Source organism: Streptomyces sp. NBC_00669, assembly GCF_036226785.1.
Taxonomy (GTDB): Bacteria; Actinomycetota; Actinomycetes; order Streptomycetales; family Streptomycetaceae; genus Actinacidiphila.
The window spans coordinates 409065-431027 of the sequence record NZ_CP109018.1; the positions used below are offsets into that span (position 1 = coordinate 409065).

The 21963-nt window shown below is 73.5% G+C and carries 17 protein-coding genes; 10 read left to right on the top strand and 7 right to left on the bottom strand.

Annotated features, from left to right (window positions below):
• Positions 1–52 precede the first annotated feature (52 nt).
• Positions 53–934, top strand: a complete 882-nt coding sequence (locus tag OG896_RS01750; RefSeq protein ID WP_329361686.1) for an SDR family oxidoreductase — start codon at positions 53–55, stop codon at positions 932–934.
• 359 nt (positions 935–1293) lie between these two features.
• Here the strand turns inward: OG896_RS01750 and OG896_RS01755 are convergent, their stop codons facing one another.
• Positions 1294–1785 (bottom strand): GNAT family N-acetyltransferase, encoded by a 492-nt coding sequence (locus OG896_RS01755; protein ID WP_329361688.1) that lies wholly within the window; start codon positions 1783–1785, stop codon positions 1294–1296.
• 238 nt (positions 1786–2023) lie between these two features.
• On the opposite strand from OG896_RS01755, the gene OG896_RS01760 reads away from it, so the two are divergent.
• The 7 genes from OG896_RS01760 to OG896_RS01790 all read left to right on the top strand — a co-directional run bounded on the left by OG896_RS01760 (position 2024) and on the right by OG896_RS01790 (position 11526).
• The gene (locus tag OG896_RS01760; RefSeq protein WP_329361690.1) at positions 2024–2293 is read left to right on the top strand and encodes a hypothetical protein; all 270 of its coding nucleotides are present in this window, start codon (positions 2024–2026) and stop codon (positions 2291–2293) included.
• Positions 2294–2668: 375 nt separating this feature from the next.
• Positions 2669–4339, top strand: coding sequence for a coagulation factor 5/8 type domain-containing protein (locus OG896_RS01765; RefSeq protein WP_329361692.1), 1671 nt, complete (start codon positions 2669–2671; stop codon positions 4337–4339).
• A 463-nt stretch (positions 4340–4802) separates the two neighbouring features.
• The gene (locus tag OG896_RS01770; RefSeq protein ID WP_329361694.1) at positions 4803–5732 is read left to right on the top strand and encodes a dihydrodipicolinate synthase family protein; all 930 of its coding nucleotides are present in this window, start codon (positions 4803–4805) and stop codon (positions 5730–5732) included.
• 731 nt (positions 5733–6463) lie between these two features.
• Entirely contained in the window at positions 6464–8788 is a 2325-nt protein-coding gene (locus OG896_RS01775) for a glycosyl hydrolase family 18 protein (protein WP_443056903.1), read from the top strand.
• A gap of 146 nt (positions 8789–8934) precedes the next feature.
• Positions 8935–9579: a TetR family transcriptional regulator gene (locus tag OG896_RS01780; protein WP_329361696.1), complete on the top strand. Its 645-nt coding sequence runs from the start codon at positions 8935–8937 to the stop codon at positions 9577–9579.
• Positions 9576–10598 (top strand): LmeA family phospholipid-binding protein, encoded by a 1023-nt coding sequence (locus OG896_RS01785; protein WP_329361698.1) that lies wholly within the window; start codon positions 9576–9578, stop codon positions 10596–10598. The genes OG896_RS01780 and OG896_RS01785 overlap by 4 nt, the downstream gene beginning before the upstream one ends.
• A gap of 112 nt (positions 10599–10710) precedes the next feature.
• On the top strand, positions 10711–11526 hold the full coding sequence (locus OG896_RS01790; protein ID WP_329361700.1) for an SAM-dependent methyltransferase: 816 nt from the start codon (positions 10711–10713) through the stop codon (positions 11524–11526).
• A 3-nt stretch (positions 11527–11529) separates the two neighbouring features.
• Here the strand turns inward: OG896_RS01790 and OG896_RS01795 are convergent, their stop codons facing one another.
• The 4 genes from OG896_RS01795 to OG896_RS01810 all read right to left on the bottom strand — a co-directional run bounded on the left by OG896_RS01795 (position 11530) and on the right by OG896_RS01810 (position 17796).
• Positions 11530–12432, bottom strand: a complete 903-nt coding sequence (locus tag OG896_RS01795; protein WP_329361702.1) for a helix-turn-helix domain-containing protein — start codon at positions 12430–12432, stop codon at positions 11530–11532.
• A gap of 119 nt (positions 12433–12551) precedes the next feature.
• Positions 12552–12788 carry a DUF397 domain-containing protein gene (locus OG896_RS01800; protein WP_328473044.1) on the bottom strand — a complete coding sequence of 79 codons (237 nt, stop codon included), beginning with the start codon at positions 12786–12788 and terminating at the stop codon, positions 12552–12554.
• Between the two features lie 443 nt (positions 12789–13231).
• The gene (locus OG896_RS01805) at positions 13232–15448 is read right to left on the bottom strand and encodes an alpha-galactosidase (RefSeq protein WP_329361704.1); all 2217 of its coding nucleotides are present in this window, start codon (positions 15446–15448) and stop codon (positions 13232–13234) included.
• Positions 15449–15654: 206 nt separating this feature from the next.
• Complete coding sequence (locus OG896_RS01810) at positions 15655–17796, bottom strand: fibronectin type III domain-containing protein (RefSeq protein WP_329361706.1); 2142 nt, start codon at positions 17794–17796, stop codon at positions 15655–15657.
• Between the two features lie 351 nt (positions 17797–18147).
• Between OG896_RS01810 and OG896_RS01815 the strand changes: the two genes are divergently transcribed.
• Positions 18148–19308, top strand: coding sequence for an ROK family transcriptional regulator (locus OG896_RS01815; protein WP_329361708.1), 1161 nt, complete (start codon positions 18148–18150; stop codon positions 19306–19308).
• A 33-nt stretch (positions 19309–19341) separates the two neighbouring features.
• On the opposite strand, the gene OG896_RS01820 is transcribed toward OG896_RS01815, so the two are convergent.
• The gene (locus OG896_RS01820) at positions 19342–19806 is read right to left on the bottom strand and encodes an ASCH domain-containing protein (RefSeq protein WP_329361710.1); all 465 of its coding nucleotides are present in this window, start codon (positions 19804–19806) and stop codon (positions 19342–19344) included.
• Positions 19807–19935: 129 nt separating this feature from the next.
• The gene (locus OG896_RS01825) at positions 19936–20373 is read right to left on the bottom strand and encodes a universal stress protein (protein ID WP_329361712.1); all 438 of its coding nucleotides are present in this window, start codon (positions 20371–20373) and stop codon (positions 19936–19938) included.
• A 325-nt stretch (positions 20374–20698) separates the two neighbouring features.
• Between OG896_RS01825 and OG896_RS01830 the strand changes: the two genes are divergently transcribed.
• A complete protein-coding gene (locus tag OG896_RS01830; protein ID WP_329361713.1) occupies positions 20699–21931 on the top strand; it encodes a transcriptional regulator in 1233 nt (410 codons plus the stop codon).
• The last annotated feature ends 32 nt before the right edge of the window (positions 21932–21963 follow it).

A 21963-nucleotide genomic window follows, 5' to 3' on the forward strand; every position in this document is an offset into this window, starting at 1 on the left:
CCATGTAGGGTCGGTGATGGGACAATGGTCTCATCACTTTCAGGGAGAGCGCATGCATGTCTTCGTCACCGGCGGTACCGGCACCATCGGCTCCGCCGTCGTCTCCGAACTGCTCGGCAACGGCCACACCGTTCTCGCACTGGCTCGCTCGGACGGCTCCGCGCAAGCCCTTGAGGGCGCCGGCGCCAAGGTGCTGCGCGGCGACCTGGCCGACCTCGACACCCTGCGGTCCGGCGCGGCGCAGTGCGACGGCGTGATCAGCCTGGCGTTCGGACGTGACTACAGCAGTCCGGACGCGCTCACCCGGGCCATCGCCGAGGAGAGCGCCGCTCTCGCCGCGCTGGGGCAGGAACTCGTCGGAAGCGACCGCCCGATCGTCACGGTCTCCGGCACGCCCTGGGTGCCGGGACGCGCCTCCGTCGAGGCCGATCCGCTGCCGACCGACGGCCCGGTGGGCGGTCGCGGCCGTTCGGTCAACGCACTGCTGGACCTCGCCTCGCGCGGCGTGCGCGGCACGGCCGTCCGCATGCCGCGCACGGTCCACAACGAGGGCAAGGGCGGATTCGCCGGCCTGCTGGCCCATCAGGCGCGCCGCACGGGGGTGGCCGGCTACCCGGGCGACGGCACCCAGCGCTGGCCGGCCGTGCACGCGCTCGACGCGGCGGTCCTGTTCCGCCTGGCTCTTGAGTCCTCACCGGCCGGGACGTCCTGGCACGCCGTCGGCGACGAGGGCGACGCGGTGCGGGACATCGCCGCGGTCATCGGGCGGCGACTGGGCCTGCCGGTCGAGGAGGTTCCGCAGGAGAACTTCGGCCCGTTCGGCCCGATCTTCGCCATGGACCAGCCGGCGTCCAGCGCCCACACCCGTGAGGCGCTCGGCTGGCAGCCGACCCACGCCGGCCTCCTCGAGGACCTGGAGACCATTCAGCCCTGACGCGCGCAGATTCGAGGGGACCGCCCGGCCCGTCCACCCACTCGTCCACCCGCTCGTCCACCCGCTCGCCCGACGGCGTGCGACTCCCGGCACCCCCGCCAGGACCCTGGGGCCGAGTCGCCCGCGTTCCATCCGGTGGACGAGCCGCTCGGGTCGGGTGGCCGTCCTGGAAGGCGTGGCCACCGGCGGGAGTGAGGGCGAGCGCCGTGCGCGGAAGCCGACCCCGACCCGGCACGCCTCGTGGTCGACGGCGAGGACGCCGAGGCGCACACGCCGGCGGACCACGCCGTCAGGGGCGTCGACCCGGTGGCGATCGGGCTCGGCGGTCATGACGCGTTCGCGCCGGCGGGGCCGCCAGGTCAGGGGGTTTCGGAAGGGGCCGGCAGAGTGAGGACGACCTCGTCGATCTCGGCGCGCCGCGCGTTCGCGTAACCCCGTTCGGTGCCGGTGACCACGAACCCGCACTTCTCCAGCACCCGGATCGAGCCGGCGTTGTCCGCGGCCGCGCGTGCGCGCAGGGGGCGTTCGGGCACCTCGGCGAGCAGTGCGCGCAGCGCGGCGGTGGCCACCCCGCGACCCCAGTGCTCCCGGCCGATCCAGTACGTCACCTCGCGCTCCTCCGGCGGCCCGTACGCGCCCGCGTGCCCGACGACTTCGCCACCCGCACCGACCACCGTGCGGGTGACGACCGCCGGGTCCCGGCGGATTCGCTCCCAGTGGGCCTCGAACCGGTCGCGGTCCGCCGGGTCCTCGGAGGTGAACGCCGCCATCCACACCCCCTCGGGGTCCGTCATCTGCGCGAAGAAGACGGGCAGATCACCGTCCTCCACCGCACGCAGCACCACGTCCATCGAGCCCTCCCGGCAGGTGATCGTCGGCGCCCGGACCCCATGGCCCAGGCGCCCGAGCAAGCGCGGTCGGACCGGCCGCGCGTCGCCGTGGGCGAGCGTACCGACCGGCCGACCGGCCGCGCCGCGACCGTACGACCCAGCCGTACGCGCCCCGACGCCCGGAGGCCGCGGCGGTCGCCCGACACCCGGTCCACCACCCTAATCGCACAGCAGTTCGAACATGTGCCAGAATCCAGCCATGCCCCACTCCTTTCCCGACGACCTCGTCCAGGCCCAGCGCGACTGGTACACCACTTACCGCGAGTTGGCGGCGAGCGCGGGCGCGGGCTCGCGCACCACGGTGCTGCGCCGGCGTCTGGTCCGGCTGTCCGTCCGCATCAGCGCCCACCCCTACTGGGCCACCCTCCCCGGCACCGCGCCCGCCGCACGGATGGAGCTGAAGCAGATGACCTGGGACGCGCGCGCCCCGCGCCGGGCGCCCCACCACAGCCCCGACCAGACCCCCTGACCCCCGCCCGCCGATCCCCGGCAGACCCCCACCCCCCGCCCCTCGCACTCCGGCCCCGACCCCGACCCCGGGCCGGCCCTCCCCGGCCGCCACACCCCCACCCGGCAACGCCCCACCCCACCCCCGACCCTTGACCGGACCGTCACCGGCCCGTGACCTCACCCGCCACACCCGCACCAGAGGCCGCCGGTTGCCGCGGATCGGGGAGAGCGCTCTCTCAACGCCTTGACACGGCGCCCCCGGCCCTCCAAGGTACGTCCCAGAGAGCGCTCTCAGAGCGGGGGCTCACCGCTCGCGCACAAGCGCCCCCGCCCGCGCGCAGCGCCCGGGCGTCGCGGTGCCGCCGGGCCGTCCGGACAGAGGTAGGTCGTACGTATGTCATCAAGCAGGGCCGCAGGAAGTGAAGCCCCGGCAGCCGCGCACAGACCCGGGGGCGGGACGGACACCCTGGTCGGCGACGCGCTCGGCCGCCGTACGTTCATGACCACCGCGGCCCTGCCCGGCGCCGTACCGGTGACCGGTGCCGCCACTCCCGCGTCCGCGCCCGCTTCCACGCCCGCGCCCCTGCCCGGGACCGCGCGCTCCCGCAGCGGGCAGCGGCCCCCGTACGCCCGCCAGTCGCCGCCCGCGGAGCCGGACTTCGGCCCGCACGTGAAGGTCTTCGGCCCGGACATGCCGGTCGGGCAGGTCCAGGCCGCCCTGGACGCAGCCGCGGTCGGCGGCGGCCGGAGCGCCTTGCTGTTCAGGCCGGGCCGCTACGCCGTGGACGTACGGCTCGGACCCCGCACGTCCGTGGCCGGCCTCGGCGCGCACCCGGACGACGTGACGATCGACGGCGCGGTGCGGGCCGCGGACCAGCGCGGGCCGGGCGGCGGCGACCGCGCGGCCACCGACTCGTGGCGCGCCGCGGAGAACCTCGCGATCCTGCCCGCCGGCGGCACCCAGCGGTGGGAGGTCTCCCCCGCCGCGCCGCTGCGCCGGGTGCACGTCCGCGGCCGGCTCCTGCTCTGCCCGGGGCCGGACGGCGCCTGCGGTGACGGGTTCATCGCCGACTCGGTGGTGGACGGGGATGTGCTCGACACCGCGCGGCAGCGCTCGCTCACCCGGGACAGCCGGGTCGGCGGTTGGCCGGACCCGGCCGGGCGGCAGGTCTTCGCCGGCGTCGAGGGAGCGCCCGCGCCGGCCTTCCCCGACCCGCCGTACTCGGTGCCGGGCACGGCTCCGCGGGTCACGCCGCCGGGCGGCCCGCTCAGCCGCGAGAAGCCGTTCCTCTACGTCGACGAGGGCGGCCGGTACCGGGTGTTCCTGCCGGCGCTGCGGCACGGCGCGGTCGGCGCGAGCTGGGCCGGCGGCAGCACCCCGGGCTCGTCGGTGCCGATCGACCGGTTCTTCGTGGCCAGGCCCTCCGACTCGGTGCGCACCCTCAACAAGGCGCTGTCGCAAGGACGTCACCTGCTGCTGACCCCCGGCTGCTACGAACTGGCCGACACCATCAAGGTCAAGTGGGCCGGCACGGTGGTGCTGGGGCTCGGCCATGTGACGCTCGCCCCGCGCCAGGGCGTGGTGCCGATGACGGTCGCGGACGCGCGCAGGGTGCGGATCGCGGGGCTGCGGTTCGACGCGGAACCGTCCGACGCGGACCCGGCTGACACGGACCCGGCCGACGCGGACCCGGCCGCCGCGATCGTGCTGCTGGAGATCGGCGCACGGCGGGGCGGACGCAGCGACCCGCGCGACCCGGCGTCCGTGCAGGACGTGTGCTTCCGGATCGGCGACGGCGGCCGGGCGGCCACCGCGCTCGTCGTGAACAGCGACCATGTGCTGCTCGACCACGTCCGGGTGTGGCGCGCCGGACCCGGCACCGGCGAGGACCGGCCGGCCGGCGGCACGGCGGCCGACGTGGTGGTCAACGGCGACGACGTGCGGGCCAGCGGCCTGTTCGTGGCGCGTTTCCGGACGTCCGGCGTGGCGCGGAACGGCGAGGGCGGCCGCTCGCTCACGGGTACCGGAGGCCCGCCGGACGGGCCGATGCGATCGACCACGTGATCAACGGTGCCGTGGCCCACCCGGGCACCGGCACCCGCGCCGGTGAACCTGGTGAGGTGCCCGGCGCGTTGACGCGTGGCCCATGGGGGTGAGGGGGCCGTTGCCCGGCGCGGGCGGCGGCCCCCTCACGGGTGTACGGCGAAGGCCGCGCCCGCAGTTCGGGCGGCCGGACTACGACATTCCGCCCGTGCCGACGATCGGACGTTCCGAAAGTCCGCCGTTCCGAAGAGCTGTCGTTCCGAAGAGCTGTCGTTGCGAAGAGCTGTCGTTGCGACGATCGGACGTTCCGACGAGCTGGCATGTCGACAAGCCGCTGTTCCGACGATCCGAACTTCCCATGATGCGAAGGGTTCCCCGGCGTGCGATCGACGGCAGCACTCATCCCACGTAGGATGTCCGATGTTCGGTGATCACGTGGCGGCGGTGCCGCGCGCACGCCGGCCCGGACCCTGGGGAGGGATCGGTGGACCCACTCACCTCGCGGACGCTGCGCGGCATCTGGTCGCCGACGCTGCTGCCGCTCGACGCGGACGACGCGATCGACTTCGGCCGCCTGGAGGAGTCGCTGGAGGCGGTGCTCGGCTCGGGCGTGCACGGCGTCTACACCAACGGCACCGCGGGCGAGTTCCACACCCTGGACGAGGGCGAGTACGACCGCCTGCACGCGCTGGTGGCCGCGCGCTGCGCCGCGGCCGGGGTGCCGTACCAGCTCGGCGCGAGCCACCCCGGCGGGCGGCTGTCGCTGGACCGGGTCCGCCGGGCGGCGGCGCTGCGGCCGGGCGCGATCCAGGTGGTGCTGCCGGACTGGCTGCCGCTGCGGCCCGGTGAAGTGGTCGCCGCGCTGCGCGGGTTCGCCGCCGCCGCGGACGGTGTGCCGCTGGTGCTGTACAACCCGCCGTACGCGAAGACGCAGGTCACGCCGGCGTTGCTGGCGCGGATCGGCGAAGAGGTACCGCAGGTGGTCGGGTTGAAGGTGCCCGCGGTGGAGGTCGCTCAGGGCCTGACCGACCGCTTCGCGGTGTTCGTGGCCGGCCACACGCTGGCGACCGGCCGCCGCGGTGGCGCCGCCGGGTCGTACTCGAACGTCGCCTGCATGAGTCCGGCCGGCGCGGTGCGCTGGTATGCGCAGATGGCCGCGGACCCGCGGGGCGCGGCGGACGTGGAGGCGCGGCTGCGCGGCTTCCTCGACCGCCATGTGGCGCCGCTCGCGGCCGACGGCTACAGCGATCCGGCGCTGGACAAGGCACTGTGCGCGGTGGGCGGTTGGTCCCGCACCGGCACCCGGGTGCGGTGGCCGCACCGCTGGGTGCCGGCGGAGCAGGTGCCCGCGCTACGGGAAGCGGCACTGACCGCGGTACCCGAACTACTCACCGACCCGTTGAACACGGACTGACCCCACCCACAACGCAGCCGAGCGGTCACGACATTCACGACCCGACCCCGAGCCGGCACACCAACAAACCCCCGCGCACAACGAGTCGGCCCATCCCACACCGGCACCCAGGTGCGATGCCCGCGCTGCGAGAGGCGGCACTGACCGCGGTACCCGAACTACTCACCGACCCGTTGGGCACGGACTGACCCCACCCACCCTCGGCACCTGCACAACGCGGCCGAGCGGTCGCGATGTTCACGACTCGACCCGGAGCGGGCAGGTCAACAGGGCGCTGTGGGCGGCGAGTCGGCCGGATGAAGCCTGCGTGACGCATGGAAGGGCTGCGTTTTCCGCGGCCATCCAGCGGCCACCGTCGGGCCGGATCGCCCGCGTACCGGCGGCAGCGCCTCGGCATCCGGCGCGGCACCCGCTCCGGCGCCCCTGCTCCGGCTCGGCCGCCTCGTCACGCGGAGCGGCGTCGTGCACGGGCGGTCCGGCGCCCGACATCCCCAGACGGTCAAGTGAAGGTAAAATCACGGCAATTGGTCTAGTCCCTTTTCATCTGCGGCAACGCGCGCGGCCCTGCCCGCAGCGCACCGATTGGTACAGTCCAATTGTTCGTCCGACCCATTGCCGCTCGACAGCGGCCTCGGCTGTCCTGGCTGTGCGATACCCCGGCAGTGCGGTGCGGAACAGGAGTCACGCCGTTCCACGCCGCCCTGGGCATCCCCCCACCCCCAAGGAGAGCCGTGTTCACAGGACTCAGAACGCCCAGACCTGTCCGCCGGGCGGTGCGGTTACGCGCCCGGCTGGTCACCGGACTCACCGCCCTGGCCCTCTCGATGGCCGGGCTCGTCGGGCTCAACACCCCCGCCGCGCACGCCGCCGGCGCGCTCACCGCGGAGTTCAGCAGCACCGGCAGCGGCTCGTCGTGGTCCGGCAGCTACGTCGTCAAGAACGGCTCCTCGGCCGCGGTCAACGGCTGGAGCCTGGAGTTCGACCTTCCGGCCGGTGTCACGATCACCAGCGAGACCAACGGCACCAGTTCGGTCACCGGTTCCCATGTCGTCGTCACGCCCGCCTACTACAACGCGACGATTCCGGCGAACGGGTCCACGTATCCGTACAGCTACACGTTCCAGGCTTCGGGCCCGCTCGGCACGCCGACGGGGTGCCTGATCAACGGCGACAAGTGCGACGGCAGCCCGGCGGTGCCCCCGAAGGCGCCGACCGGGGTCGCGGTCGCCGACGCCACCGCGCACACGGTGAGCCTGAAGTGGAGCGCGGCGGCCACCGGAGACTTCCCCGTGGCGTCCTACGACGTGCTGCAGGGGGCCACCGTCGTGGCCTCCAGCGCCACCACCACGGCGACCGTGCCGAACCTGTCGCCGGCGACGTCGTACCAGTTCACGGTGCGGGCGAAGGACTCCCGCGGCAACACCGGGCCGGCCAGCGCCCCGGTCACCGCGACCACCTTCGACCCGTCCACCGACACCGTCCCGCCGACCGCTCCGGGCAACCTGCGGGCCGGCACCGTCACCTCCAGCACCGTCCAGCTGTCCTGGGACGCGGCAACCGACAACATCCGCGTCGCCGCCTACGACGTCTACCAGGGCTCGACGCTCGCCGCGACGGTGCCCGCCGACACCCGCACCACCACCCTGGTCGGTCTCGCGCCCGCCACCGCCTACACCTTCACCGTCAAGGCCCGTGACCTGGCCGACAACGTCTCGCCGGCCGGCAATGCGGTCACCGTCACCACCCTGGAGGCCGTGGGCAACGGCGGTTACGCCAAGGTCGGTTACTTCGTGCAGTGGGGCATCTACGGCCGCCAGTACTTCGTGAAGAACCTCGACACCTCGGGCGCCGCCGGCAAGCTCGACGTCATCAACTACGCGTTCGGCAACATCGACCCGACCAACCTCACCTGCCTCAACGGCGTGACCAAGGGCACCACGGCCGACCCGGAGGACCCGAACCAGGGTGACGGCGCCGGGGACGCGGACGCCGACTACGGCCGGGCGTTCCCCGCCTCGCAGTCCGTCAACGGGCAGGCGGACGACGGCTGGGGCAAGCTGCGCGGCAACTTCAACCAGCTCAAGGAGCTCAAGGCCAAGTACCCGAACCTGAAGGTGGTGATGTCGCTCGGCGGCTGGACGTACTCCAAGTACTTCTCCGACGTGGCCGCCACCGACGCCTCCCGCAAGAAGTTCGTGCAGTCCTGCATCGACATGTACATCAAGGGCAACCTGCCGGAGACCGAGGGCGCCGGCGGCCCGGGCGTCGCCGCGGGCATCTTCGACGGCTTCGACCTCGACTGGGAGTGGCCCGGTTCCCCGGACGGCCACCCCGGCAACCACTGGAGCACCGCCGACAAGGCCAACTTCACCGCGCTGATCGCCGAGTTCCGCACCGAACTCGACGCGCTCGGCGGCGACCACAAACTGCTCACCGCCTTCACCCCGGCCGACCCCAAGAAGATCGACGCCGGCTGGGACCTGCCGCAGGTGTCGAAGAACCTGGACATCGAGAACATCCAGGGCTACGACTTCCACGGCTCGGGCAGCGACAACTCGTGGGAGCCGAACCGCACCGGTGACCAGGCCAACCTCTACCCCGACCCCAACTCGCCCTACCCGAACGACTTCAGCGTCGACAGCGCGGTGCAGACGTACCTCGACGCCGGCGTCAGCCCGCGCAAGCTCACCATCGGCCTCCCCTTCTACGGCAGAGGCTGGCAGCAGGTGACCGGCGGCGGCGCGAACGGCGAGTGGCAGAGCGCCAACGGCGCCGCGCCCGGCCAGTTCGCCGAGGAGGCCGGCACCCGCGGCTACAACAACCTGGTCACCAGCGTGCCGGGGCTGACCGTCTACCACAACGACCAGACCGTGGCGACCTACGGCTACACCGGCGAGGGCGGCCAGTGGTGGTCCTTCGACGACGCCTGGTCGATCGGCAAGAAGGCCGCGTACATCAAGTCCAAACACCTCCTGGGCGCGATGATCTGGGAGATGTCCGGCGACACCCCCGACGGTTCGCTGCTCAACACCCTCAACACGGGGTTGCAGAACTGACGGCGGCACCCTGAACGGAGCGAACACCTGCTGGGGCCGTCCGGGAGCGCACCCGGGCGGCCCCGGCGGCCGGGGCCTCGGCCACCGGGCGGAAACTGGCAGGACTGCCAATTGACATAGCCGACACGTTCGCTAGGCTGGGCGCCGTGTCCGCCACACCCAACGAAACCGCGTCCGAACCCGGACTGCGGGAGCGCAAGAAGGAGCAGACCCGCCACGAGCTGCGCCGGAGCGCGGCCCGGCTCTTCGCCGTGCACGGATTCGCGGGCACCACGATCGCCGACATCGCCGCGGCCGCCAACGTCTCCGAGCGCACCTTCTTCCGCTACTTCGACAGCAAGGAGGCGCTCCTGCTGCCCGACGGGGTGGAGCTGCTCGCCCGGGTGGAGGCGGAGCTGGCGGACCGGCCGGTCGAGGAGCCGCCGCTCGACGCGGTGTGCGGGGCGCTGCTGGCGGCGGCCCACGCCTTCGGCGCCAGCAGCCTGAGCGCGCTCACCCACCCGCTGGAGGGCACCGAGTCCCTGGTGATGGCGCGGCTGGTGCAGGAGTTCGTCCACTTCGAGGACCGGCTCGCCACGCTCGTCGAGCGGCGGCTGCCGGCCGGCCTGCCTGATCGCGATCTGCGCGCGGCCGTCCTGGCCGGCGCCGCGCTGTCCGCCGCCCGCGCGGTGCTGCGCACCCAGCGCGGCCGGCGCGCGGCCGGCACCGCGGAACCCACCGGGGCCCGGCTGCTGCCCGAGGCCCTGGCCCTGCTCGCCCACCTCCCCCGGATCGGAACCGCCGACGCATGACGCCCAGCGACGAGCCCCAAGTCCGGCGCGCGCACGCCGAAGACGCGCCCTCGGGTGCGGAAGACGGCATATCCGGTGCACCCGGCGCACCCGGCGCACCCGGGGTGGCCATCGAACCCGGCAGCGCGCCCGCCGCGTCCACGGCACCGGATACGGGTGCCGATACGGCTGCGGGCGACGCCGACCGCAACCCCGACGCCGACGCCCACCCCGACCTCGGCCCCGGCCCCGGCCCCGGCCCCGGCCCCGACGCGACGAAGCTGCGCGAGCCGGCCCCCGCGCAGCCGCGCCGCCGGTTCGTGCCGCGCCGCAAACCGCTGATCGTGGCCACCGCGGTGGTGGCCGGGCTGGCCGTGCTCGCCACCGCCGCCGACCTGGTCCTCGCGCACACCGCGCGGGAGCGGATCGCCCGCGCGGCCGGCTGCAAGCTCAAGCCGACCGGCCCTGTGTCGGCGGACCTGTCCGGAAGCCTGGCCGGGCTGCGGCTGCTGACCGGCGACGTCGGCACCGTGCACATCCGCGCCGAGGACGTACGGCGTGACGGCATGGACCTGTCCGTCGCCGCCGACCTGCACGAGGTGACCACCAAGGGCACCATGAGCGGCGGCACCGCCACGGCCACCATCTCCTACGACGAGTTGGGCAAGCGGCTGAACCGCAAGGCGGCCGGGCTGCGGCCGGAGTCCGACGGCCACGGCGGGCTGGTGCTCACCGGCACCCTCGTGGGCATCCCGTTGCCGGTGACCGTGCACACCTCCATCAGCACCAGCAAGGACGCGATCACCGTCACGCCCACCGACGTCGACGTGCTCGGCCGTACCCTCCCCGTCTCGCAGATGACGGGTGGTCAGGGCGGCTCCGCGCTCGCCGCGAAACTCGCCCCGCGCACCGTCAAGGCCCCCTCGCTTCCGCCGGGCGTCGCCCTGACCGGGGCGCGTACGGACTCCCACGGCCTCGGGTTGACGCTGGCCCTGCCGGCGAGCGTGTCCTCGGGTGCCTCGAAAGGGTGCGCCGCGTAACGACCTTGACACGTCACTCGACCGGCCGATCGCCGCTGCCTAAGATGGCGGCTGCCCCCGATGTCGCTCGGCGGCGGTAGTTGCGCAGGATCAGCAATGTCGTGAGGGGCCCATGCCATCCCGAGACGTGTCGCCCAGCCCCCCGATCGATGTGACGGTGCCGAGTGTCGCCCGCATGTACGACTACCTCCTGGACGGCAAGGACAACTACCCTGCTGACCGCGGCGCCACCGAGGAACTGCTGGAGCAGGTGCCGAGCATGAAGGTGCTCGCGTTGAACAACCGCCAGTTCCTGCGCCGCGTGGTGCGGGTGCTCGCCGAGGACTACGGCATAAGGCAGTTCGTCGACCACGGCTCCGGGCTGCCCACCCAGGACAACGTGCACGAGATCGCCCAGCGCGTCCACCCCGACGCCCGCGTGGTCTACGCGGACAACGACCCGATCGTGCTGGCGCACGGCCGGGTGCTGCTGGAGCAGAACGAGAACACCGCGGTCCTCCAGGCCGATTTCCGCGACACCGAGAGCATCTGGGACAGCCCGGAGGTGCATCGGCTGATCGACCTGGCCGAGCCGGTCGCGGCGCTGTTCGTGTCGGTGCTGCACTGCGTGAAGGCCGTCGAGGACCCGGCCGGCATGGTGCACCGGGTGCGTGACCGGCTGCCGGCCGGCAGCTGCCTGGTGGTGTGCCAGCTGGTCAGCGACGATCCCGAAGTGCGATGCGGGGTCAGCGAGTTCATGGACGAGTCGACCGGCGGCAACTGGGGCGAGGTACGCGAGGAAAGCGACCTGCTGCACTACCTGGACGGCACCGAGATCCTGCCGCCCGGCCTGGTGGAGGTCTCCACCTGGCGCGCCGACAACGAACTCGCGCTGGTCCAACCCAGCTACGAGTGGATCGAGTTCGGCGGCGTCGGCCGGGTGCGCTGACCGCTACTCGTAGCGGGTCAGCGCCTCCTCCAGCAGCAGCCGGCTCTCCGCCGGGGTCGCCGCCACCGCGCTGAGTTCGTCGAGCGCGGCCCGGTAGCGGTCCAGGTCCTCCAGCCGGTCGAGGTAGACCGCGCTGGTCATGTGCTCCAGGTAGACCACGTCCGGCAGGAAGCCCTGGGCGAAGCGCAGGTAGGTCACGGCCGCACCCGGGGTCGCGGCGGCGCTCGCCTCGTAGGAGGCGACCTGGAGCCGCACCCCCGGCTGCCGCAACACTTCGAGCAGGTAGACGAGTTGGTCGCGCATCACCTGCCGGCCGCCGACCGGGCGGTGGAGCACGCCCTCGTCGATCAGCGCCCACAGCACCGGCGCGCCCGGCTCGCCCATCCGGCGCTGCCGCTCCAGCCGCAACTGGACCCGCTGCTCGACCTCGTCGGCCGGCGCCAGCCGATGGCCGCTCAGCACGACGGCCTGCGCGTAGGCGGGGGTCTGGAGCAGCCCGGGCACGAACTGGTTCTCGTAGGTGCGGATCACATGCGCGTCGCGCTCCAGGCCGATGAGCTGCTGCAGCCAGTCCGGCACCACCTCGCCGTAGGGCTGCCACCAGTCCGGGCGGGCGGAGCGCTCCACCATCGCGATGATCTGCCGCTGCTCGACCGGGTCGACGCCGTACAGGTCCAACAGCTCTTCCACGTCACGGGACTTGAGGTTGACGTGGGCGGTCTCCATCCGGCTGATCTTGGAGGCGTGCGCGCGGATGTGGCGGCCGGCGACGACCGGGCTGATGGAGCGGCTCTCCCGTAGCGCCCGCAGGTAGTTGCCGAGCACGCGGGCCATCGCCTTGGCACCCATGTCGGGGCGGCGTTCGAGAAGCTGTATGGGCGAGACGAGCTGCGGCGCGGCAGGCATACAGGCTCCCAACACAGTTACTGGACGGACCAGTATTGCACCGGATGGGCATTCGGGGCTGCCCGCCGGCGGCTGCCGGCGGGCAGTTCCTCAGGTCACCGTCGCAGGCCGCGCCGGCCTCAGCCGATGTACCCGTCGAAGTCGCCGTCCTTGGCGCCCTCGACGAACGCGGTGATCTCCGCGCGGGTGTAGACGAGCGCGGGCCCGTCCGGATGGCGCGAGTTGCGCATCGCCACGCTGCCGTCCGGTAGCGCGGCCACCTCGACGCAATTGCCGCTCTGGTTGCTGCGCGCGCTCTTGGTCCAGCGGACCCCGGAAATCGAACTGGCCTGCACACCGTTCTCGAATTGCTGCACTTGGCATCGCTCCTTCGTCGGCCGGGCGCCACTTGGCTACGCTGGCGCACCAGGGGCCACGGCAGTTGCCGAAACACCGTGGGTGCACGTGCCGTTGCAATTTCCGATGCAATTGCAACGGTGTCACCCAAGTCACGGTACTGTCGGTCCGACGCGGTGTCGACACATGCGTGAGCGGCTCCCCCTCGGGGTATGGATTACTGCCGTATTCGAGACGTTGCAGCTCAGGGGGCCGCAATGTCCCGATCGCCATCGGCCCGCGCGTGCGCGGCAGTTGCACGACCGTACGGGGGTCGTACAACTGCCGCGCATCAACCGCTCGCCCGCGTCCGGTCGGCTCCGGATGTCCGGTTACACTCGCGCGCCCCGGCACCCCGGCAGCTCGGACCTCCCAGGGACTCCGACGACCCGGACGACCGCGACGACCGCGACCGCCGCGCGGTTCACGCGGCCCGGCGCACCTCGATCAGCAGCGCCTGGCCGGGGTTGAGCGTCGGCATCGGCACTCCGGCCTGCGCGAGCACCGCACCCGGCATCCGCACCCAGTCCGTCAGCGCCTCGGTCAGCCAGGCGGGCCCGGAGGTCTGGTGCAGCGACGGCAGGCCGAGCTCGGTCCGGACCCGAACCTGGTAGCTCCCGTCGGCGGCCAGCCCGGGCAACGGCACCCGGCCGTACTGGCCTTCGGCGGACGTGGCAGTACGCGCCCAGCAGTACAGCGCCGCCGAGCCGTCGAGCGCGACGACGCCGTGCAGCAGCCGCGCCTCGCGGTCCGGGTCGTCCGGCGCGGTCAGGTCCGCGCGGACGCTTCGACCGCCGTGCAGCAGCGGCCGCAACTCCCGGTACATCGCCGTCCACGCGGTGATCCGCGCCAACTCCTCGTCCGTGCACGCCGTCAGGTCCTGCTCGATGCCGGCATGCCCGAACAGCGCCGTCGCCAGCCGGAACGAGTCCGCCGTCGCCCGGTGCGTGGTGTGCGCGGGCGAGGGACCCAGATGCGCGCCGACCAGTTCCGGCGGCAGCAGCTGCCCCGTCCACCGCTGGATCGCCTGCCGCTCCACCGGGTCGTTGCAGTCCGACGCCCACACCCGGTCCGTCCGCGCGAGGATGCCCAGATCCACCCGGCCGCCGCCACTGGCGCAGCTCTCGATCTCCACCCCGGGATGACGCTCCTTCAGCTCGTCCAACAGCCGGTACAGCGCCGTGACTTGAGCGTGCGCGACCGGGCGGTCGTCCGGTCCGTGCACCGCCTCGTGCAGCTCGCGGTTGTGGTCCCACTTCAGGTACGCGATGGCGTTCCGCGACAGCAGCGCGTCCAGCTTGTCCAGCAGATACGCCCACGCGTCGGGGTTGGTGATGTCCAGGACGTACTGGTTGCGGGCCGACGGGCCCAGCCCGGCCTTGGGGCCGAGCACCCAGTCCGGGTGCTCCCGGGCCAGATCGGAGTCGGGGTTGACCATCTCCGGCTCGACCCACAGCCCGAACTCCAGCCCGCGCGCGCGGACATGGTCGATCAGCGGGGTCAGCCCCCGCGGCCACACCACCGGGTCGACCCACCAGTCCCCCAGGCCGGCGTTGTCCGAGCGGCGGCCGGCGAACCAGCCGTCGTCCAGCACGAACCGCTCGACCCCGACCTCGGCGGCCTTGTCGACCAGCCGCAGCAGCCGCTCCAGATCGTGGTCGAAGTACACCGCCTCCCAGCTGTTGAGCACCAGCGGACGCGGCGCGACCGGATGCTGCGGGCGCGCCCGCAGCAGGGCGTGGAACCGGTCGGCCAGACCGTCAAGACCGTCGGCGGACCAGGCGTACCAGCTCACCGGCGTGCGATACGCCTCCCCCGGCGCGAGCCGGACCTCGCCGGCCCGCAGCAGCTCGCCGCCGCCCAGCGCGGCCGCGTGCACGCCCGCGCCCTCCGGCAACTGCTCCACCAGGAACCGCTGGTCACCGCTCCACCCCACGTGCACCCCCCACACCTCGCCGGACCGGAACCCGAACCCGGGTGTGCCCACCGTCAGCAGATACGGCGAGTCCAGCCCCGGCTTACCCCGCCGCACCTCCCGCGCGTACGTGCCATGTCCCAACGGGCGCCGCTGCGGGCTGCGTTCACGGCTCCACTTGCCGGTGAAGTCGAGGATCTCAGCCGCCCGCCGGGGCACCGGCAGCAGCGTCACCGCCTGCGCGAGGTCGTACGGCACCGCCTCTGCGCCACCGTCGGACGCGCCGGCGCGGCGGGTCAGCTCCGCATGGACCCCCAGCACCCCCGACGGCTCCAGGCGATACGTCACCGCCACGTCGAGGCCGGCCCCCGCGTCCGCCAGCGCGATCCGCACCTCGCCCCCGCCGTCCGGGTCCTCGTGGTGCTCGACACCGGACAGGGCCAGCCGCGGCGCACCCGCGCCCCCGGCCAGGTGGCCGTGATGCGCCGGCGTACCCGACCACCCGTCCGCCTCGGTCGGCCACACCGTGAAGCGCCGCTCCACATCCAGCGCGTTGTTCAGGATCGCGGGCTCGGCCGTCAGGCTCAACGCCGCCCAGTCCGCGCCGCTCAGCTCACCGAGGTCGGCCCCCCAGTGCAGAACCCGGGGCACCGGCTCCGTCAGCTCCACGACAAAACTCGTACCGGCAGCGCGCAGGGCGACGATCCGCGCCGAAGTGCTGGGCATACAAAGGTCCTTCCGGAAACCGGGGTTCAGGGTCGGGGGTCGGAGGTTCGGGCACCCGGGACGCCGGGGGCCGGGGCTGCGGACACCGGGGTTCCGGGAGCCGAACCGCCGCGATGGCCCGGCCGGGCGGCCGGGCCATCGCTCGTTCGTATCAGACGCCGCTGTACGGACCGGGTAGGGCACGGCCCAGCCGGTCCGTCCATGGCTCAGAGCGTGATCTTGTCGATGTCGGAGGAGTAGTCGGTGGGGTTGCCGAAGCCGATGGTGTTCGTGCCCGCCTTGAGGTGCACCGGGACCGTCACGGACTGCGCGGCGCCCCAGTCGTTGTCGTTGGTGCCGGCCAGCGGGAGCTGGAAGGAGGCGCCGTTGACGGTGATGACGGCCGTGCGGCCCGAGGAGCCGTCGACGTAGTCGAGCCGCATCAGGTAGGTGCCGTCGGCGGGCGCGGTCACGCCGTTGAAGGTCAGCGTGTTGCCGGTGCCGCCGAGGTTGCCGACCTTCTTGCCGCCGGAGCAGCCCGCGCAGTCCGCGACGCTCGCGCCGCCCGCGAGGGTGTTGCCGGGCGCCTCGGCCTCGTAGGCCACCGGTCCGGCGGCGGACGGCGTGGTGACCGCGACCGCCTTGCTGGGCGCGGAGGTCCGGCCGTGCGCGTCGTGGGCGACGACGGTGAAGGAGTGGCCGCTGCCGGCCGCGAGACCGCGGACGGTCGCGGTGGTGGCGCCGGCGCCGCTGGTGGTGGCGGCCTTCCGGCCGTCGGCGTAGACGGTGTAGCCGGTCGTGGCGGAGCGGCCCGCGTTCACCGCGTCCCAGGCGAGCGAGACGCTGGTCGCCGTGGCCGCGGTGCCGTGCACGGCGAGCGGGGTGCCCGGGCCGTTGCCGGCGTTCTTCGGGGTGATCGTGAACAGCCGCGAGCCGTGCGCGGGCAGGTGCTCGGTGAGCCGGCCGGCGGCGGAGCCGAGGTCGCGGTGGCTCCACAGGTCGCGGACGGACGCGGTGCCGCCGATGCCCAGGTCGGAGAAGTCGGCGGTCACGTCGGCCGCGGCCGAGCCGAGGTTGAACAGCGCGACGGTGACGCTGCCGTCGGCGTTGCGGGCGTACCAGGTCTGCTGGTCGGTGGCCTGGCTGACCGGCTTGGCCGGGCGGCCGGCCTGGTCGACGGCGATGACCTCGTCGTTGGTGAGCAGCGACAGGCCGTACGAGTCGAGCTTGGTGAGGTCGTCACCGGTGTAGAGCGGCGCGGACTCGATCGCCCACAGCGTGGCGTAGCTCTGCCGTTCGGCGTCGGTGAGGCCGTCGAGCGCGCCGTCGCCGACGTCGAGGGAGTCGAGGTTGTTCCAGTGCCCGGGCCCGGCGTCGGGTATCCACTGCACGACGTCGTTCCAGCGCTGCTTGACCGAGTTGTTCCAGGTGGCGAGGGTGTCGCAGTAGCACTCGACGTCGGTGTCCACTCGCCAGCCGTTGGCGTTCTGCGTCCAGGTCGCGACCTGGGGGTGGCTCAGCGACCAGGAGAGGGTGAGCTGGATGGGGCGGCCGGTGCGCTGGAGCGCGGCGTGCCACGCCTGGACGTCGGGGATGTTGTCGTGGGCGGCGTCGCCCTGCCCGGAGCCGGGGCCGACGCCGTCGATCTTGAGGAAGTCCACGCCCCAGGAGGCGAGTTCGTCGGCGACGGAGTCGATGTACTTCTCCGCGCAGGGGGTGGCGAAGTCCATCTGGTAGGACACGTTGTCCCAGCCGCTGGTCTTGCGCAGGTCCGGATAGACCAGGTCCTTGGTGGTGCAGCCGGGGGCGCCGTAGACCGGCGTCTTCCCGTCGTTGTACGCGTCGATGTACAGGCCGACCGCCAGGTAGACGCCGAACTTCAGCCCCTTCTTGTGGAGTTGGTCGCCGACGTACTTCATGCCGTGCGGGAACTTGGTGGCGTCGCCGACCGGACGGCCGTACGCGTCCGAGGTGTTGTGGCCGTCCGCGTCCACGTTCCAGCCGGCGTCCAGGTTGACGAAGTCGTAGCCGTGCGGCTTCAGCTTCGACGCCACCACGTCGGCCTGCTGGAGGACATGGGCCTCGGTCAGCCACGCCTCCCCGCCGTAGCCCGGCGCGCTGGTCGACTCCAGGCTCCAACTGCTCCATCCCATGTAGGGCTTGGCGGCGAGCACGGGTGCGGGCGTGTGCCGGGAAGCGGGCGTGTGCCGGGATGCGGGCGCGGACGTGGACGCTGATGCGCTGGCTGGTACGGCGACGGCCGCCGCGAGGGCGGTGGCCGCGGTGACGGCGAGCAGCGGAAGAACGTGAGCGCGGGTGCGGGTGCCGCGGGTGCCCGAGCGCCGTGGGGGTCTTGCCGGACGGGTCATCGGTGTACTCCATCCCGGCCTCGCCGCGCGCGGGCGCGGTCGGCCGCCTCAAAGCGGAGAAGGGTTGGCCCGCGCCCGGAGCAGGTCCCACCGCCCGGGGCGCGGAGTGCGGCGAATCTAGCGAGGGTTTCCTTCCGCCGTCAACATATTCGGCGTCCCGCCTGCGGGGCGCCCTCTCCCGGGCTGCCCCGCCCCGCCGGTTCGGGGACCATCCGCCGGTGACGGGTCGCGCGCGGAGTTTCCCGCGCCCCTGAGCAGGTGCGGCTCCTTCCGCGGAAGAGGGGCAGCCCGGGCCCGTTCACGCCCCGCAGGGACCTTCCTTCGTTTCCTTCGGAAATGTATCGTCTCGGTATGACGCTCGCCGACCAGCCGCCCGCGGCGTCCCTGGTCTTCCAGACCCTCCTGATCCACGGCCCGCTGACCCGCGCCGAGGTCGGCCGCAGGACCGGCCTGTCGCCGGGCGCGGTCACGAAGGTCGCCACTCCCCTGCTGGCCGACGGCTGGATCACGGAACTCGGCAGCCCGGCGGCAGCCACTGAGCGTGGCTCCGGCCGTCCCGCCGTGCCGATCGCGGTCCGCGCGGGACGGGCCCGCTTCGTCGGGGTGAAGGTCACCGGGGACGAGTTGATCGGCGTGCTCGCCGACCTGACCGCGCGGCCGCTGGCCAGCGGCCGCGCCGCGCTGCGCTCCCGCGACGTGGGCACCGTGGTCCTCGCGATCGCCCGGCTCGTCGCCCGGCTGCGCACCGACGCGGGCGCCGCGCGGGACGATGACGTGCACAGCATCGGCGTCACCATCGCCGGGGACGTCGACGGCCGGACCGGCACCGTGCAGTACTCCCCCTTCCTCGACTGGCGCCGGGTGCCGCTGGCCCAGCTGGTGGAGACCGCGACGGGCACGCCGACCGTGATCGAGAACGACGTCCGCGCCCTCACCGTCGCCGAGCAGTGGTTCGGCGCGGGCGTCGGGCTCTCCTCGTTCGCGCTGGTCACCGTCGGCGCGGGTATCGGCTGCGGCCTGTCGATCGGCGGGCGGGTGGTGTCCGGGGCGCACGGGGTGTCCGGCGAGGTCGGCCACCTTCCGGTCGGCGGCACCGACCGGGTGTGCACCTGCGGCAACACCGGCTGCGTGGAGGCGGTCGCCTCCAGCCACGCGATCACCGAGCAGGCCCGGGAGGCGGCCGGCGACCCGGAACTCGGCCTGGCCGGCGCGGTCCGGCTCGCCCACGGCGGCCACCGCGAGGTACGCGCGGTCTTCGCCCGGGCCGGGCACGCGATGGGGCTCGCCCTCGCCTCGGTCGCCAACCTCGTCGGCCCCGAGCGGATCATCATCTCGGGCGAGGGCGTCTCCTCCTACGACCTGTACGAGGACCAGATCCGGCAGACCTTCGCCGCCCACGCGTTCGGCGCCGCCGCCGACTGCGACCTCCTGGTCCGCCCGCTCCCCTTCGAGGAGTGGGCCCGCGGCGGCGCGGCGGTCGCCGCCCAACGCCTCTTCGCCCCGTCCAAGTGACGAGCGCCCGCCCGACCGGCCGACCGCCCCGGCTCAGGACGCGTTCGGCTCGGCCCGCACCTCGCCCACCACGCGGAAGCGCTCCAGCACCGCCGGCGTCGCGTCGTCCACCGTGAAGCCGGGGTCGTCCAGGGCCGCCCGCATCTCCGCGCTGTGCCAGAACCGTTCGTGGCCGGCCCGCCACTGGGCGACGCTGGTGTACCCCTCCCCCTCGTCCATGGCGTGCGCGAGGTCGGTCCGCCCGAGCGGGACGACCCGTACGCCGGTCACCTCGATGACCGCGACCGGCCGGTCGTCCGAGTCGACGACCACCGCGCGGTCCCCGACCTCCGGCAGCGCCTCCCCCTCGTGCGCGTAGTCGGCGACCAGCCCGGTCGTCGAGGTCTTGGAGCCGTCGAGGATCGCCGCGACGAGCCGGTCGCGCAGCGGCCCGGGAAAGCCGAACTCGGCCTTCGGCATCGTCGCGAGGTCTGCCGGCGGCACGAAGTCGGAGTTCATACGGCCACGGTAGCGGCCGGTTCCGGCGGGCCGCGGCATGGACCGTGGCCCGCCGGAACGCGGCGCGGCCCCTCCCGGACGTCCGGACGTCCGGGAGGGGCCGTAGTACGGGCGGGTGCCGGCGGAGGGTTACACCTCGTCGCTGCGGACCAGCAGGACGGATACGTGCGCGGTCTTCGCGACGCCGCGGCTCACGCTCGGGTGGAGCAGGGCGGAGATGCCGCTGTAGTGGCCGGGGCCGACCGCGATGAGGTCGCTGCCGAGCACCTCGGCGCGCTCGGTGAGGATCGCGGCCAGTTCCTCGCGCAGGCCCTCGTCGACCTCGCCGTCCGCGGTGATCCCGTCGCCGCGCAGCCGCGCGACCGCCTCGTCCACGACGCGGCGGCTCTCCTCCCGCTCCTCGACCGGCACCACGGTGCTGGCGATCGCGCCGCCGATGACCTGGGAGGGACGGACGTGTATCACCTGGACCGCGGCACCGGTGAGCTTGGCGAGAGATGCCACGGCCTCGACCACGGCGGTGCCGTGGGACGAGCCGTCGACAGCGGCGAGGATGTTCTTGTACATGGGGTCCAACTTCCTTGTCCGTACGGGCTCTCGCGGTTCGGCGGGCCCTCCGCTTGGTTGAGCGGCCGGGTCCCTTGATCCATTCCCGTTCCCGGAGTGGCGTCGGCCACTCCTTGCGCGCGGCCCGCCGGTGGTCCCGGTCCTGACCGGAGAAGCCCGAGAAGCCTCCCGCGAAGCCTCCCGAGAAGCCCGCGAGAATCCCGCGAAGCCCACGAACCGTCGGTTTTCGTCCGCGGGGCTCGACGGAGCGGCGGCGCACCCCTTGAATGAGAGGCGGGCCCGACCCGGCCCGGCAGGACGACGGTCGAACGACGACGAAGTCGGGATGACGATGGCGGAGATGGGTGCGCTCAAGCGGCGCCGGACGCTGCTGGAGCACGAATGGGCCCGGGTGGTCCCGCAGTTGCGGTCCGCCGGGCGCGGTTCGGCGGGCGGGCCGCCGGTGCGGGCGGAGGTCACGGAGTCGTGGGCGCGCTCGCTGCCGACCGTGGACCCGGGCCTGGAGAGCGCGCCGCCCGCCGCGGGCGGGGGCACCGCCGGGTGGCCGCGCTCCCCGCTGTACCGGCCGGTCACGGACCTGACCGCCGAGCTGCTGAGCATCGCCGAGGACGCCGGTTTCGTCGCCGCGGTCACCGACGAGGCGGGCACCATCCTGTGGACCTGCGGCGGCCGGGTGATGCGGCGCCGCGCGGAACGGGTCAACTTCGCGCCCGGCGGCCGGTGGGACGAAGGCGCGATGGGCACGAACGCGCTGTCGCTGGCGCTGCGCAACGGCCACCCCAGCACCGTGTTCTCCGCCGAGCACCTGGTCGCGGCCCTGCACGGCTGGGTCTGCTACTGCGCGCCGATCCACGGCCCGGACGGCCGGGTGCTCGGCGTGCTCGACCTGTCCACCACCTGGGACCGTTCGCACCCGCTGGCGCTGCCGACCGTACGCACCCTGGCCACCGCGATCGAGGCGCGGCTGCGGGACGGGGCGGAGGGCGGGCAGGCGCCGCCGGGCGTGGAGCTGCGCTGCCTGGGCCCGGCGCGGGTGACCCGGGCGGGCGCGCCGCTGCACCTGCCGCCACGGCAGCTGGAGATCCTGGCGCTGCTGGCGCTGGAGCCGGGCGGCTTCACCCCGGAGCGGCTGCGCGCGTCGCTGTACGGCGACCGGCCGGTGACCGCGTCCACCTTCAAGGCCGAGGTCTCGCACCTGCGACGCGCCCTGGACGGCGCGGTCGCCACCCGGACGTACGCGCTGACCGCGCCGGTGGTGTGCGACGCCGTCGAGGTGCTGGCGGCGCTGGGCCGCGGTGACACCGGGACCGCGGTGGAGCGCTACCGCGGCCCGCTGCTGCCGCTGTCGGAGGCGCCGGGCGTGGTGGCCTGGCGCGAGCACCTGGAGGTGGTGGTGCGCGAGGCGGTGCTGGCCGCGGCCCGCCCGGAGTACGCGCTGCGCTACGGCGAGCGGGCACCGTACGACACGGAGGTGCACGAGCACGCGCTGCGGCTGCTCGGACCGGGCGACGTGCGCCGCGGTATCGCGGTGAGCCGGATCGGCGCGTCCCGGCGCTGACGGGATGCCGGCCGACCGCCGACGGGTGCGGG

What these genes read in the sequence shown, in the direction of transcription:
- OG896_RS01750 (WP_329361686.1), top strand. Translation starts at nt 53, where the DNA reads ATGCATGTCTTCGTCACCGGCGGTACCGGCACCATCGGCTCCGCCGTC.
- OG896_RS01755 (WP_329361688.1), bottom strand. Translation starts at nt 1,785, where the DNA reads ATGGACGTGGTGCTGCGTGCGGTGGAGGACGGTGATCTGCCCGTCTTC.
- OG896_RS01760 (WP_329361690.1), top strand. Translation starts at nt 2,024, where the DNA reads ATGCCCCACTCCTTTCCCGACGACCTCGTCCAGGCCCAGCGCGACTGG.
- OG896_RS01765 (WP_329361692.1), top strand. Translation starts at nt 2,669, where the DNA reads ATGTCATCAAGCAGGGCCGCAGGAAGTGAAGCCCCGGCAGCCGCGCAC.
- OG896_RS01785 (WP_329361698.1), top strand. Translation starts at nt 9,576, where the DNA reads ATGACGCCCAGCGACGAGCCCCAAGTCCGGCGCGCGCACGCCGAAGAC.
- OG896_RS01790 (WP_329361700.1), top strand. Translation starts at nt 10,711, where the DNA reads ATGCCATCCCGAGACGTGTCGCCCAGCCCCCCGATCGATGTGACGGTG.
- OG896_RS01795 (WP_329361702.1), bottom strand. Translation starts at nt 12,432, where the DNA reads ATGCCTGCCGCGCCGCAGCTCGTCTCGCCCATACAGCTTCTCGAACGC.
- OG896_RS01805 (WP_329361704.1), bottom strand. Translation starts at nt 15,448, where the DNA reads ATGCCCAGCACTTCGGCGCGGATCGTCGCCCTGCGCGCTGCCGGTACG.
- OG896_RS01810 (WP_329361706.1), bottom strand. Translation starts at nt 17,796, where the DNA reads ATGACCCGTCCGGCAAGACCCCCACGGCGCTCGGGCACCCGCGGCACC.
- OG896_RS01815 (WP_329361708.1), top strand. Translation starts at nt 18,148, where the DNA reads ATGACGCTCGCCGACCAGCCGCCCGCGGCGTCCCTGGTCTTCCAGACC.
- OG896_RS01820 (WP_329361710.1), bottom strand. Translation starts at nt 19,806, where the DNA reads ATGAACTCCGACTTCGTGCCGCCGGCAGACCTCGCGACGATGCCGAAG.
- OG896_RS01825 (WP_329361712.1), bottom strand. Translation starts at nt 20,373, where the DNA reads ATGTACAAGAACATCCTCGCCGCTGTCGACGGCTCGTCCCACGGCACC.
- OG896_RS01830 (WP_329361713.1), top strand. Translation starts at nt 20,699, where the DNA reads ATGACGATGGCGGAGATGGGTGCGCTCAAGCGGCGCCGGACGCTGCTG.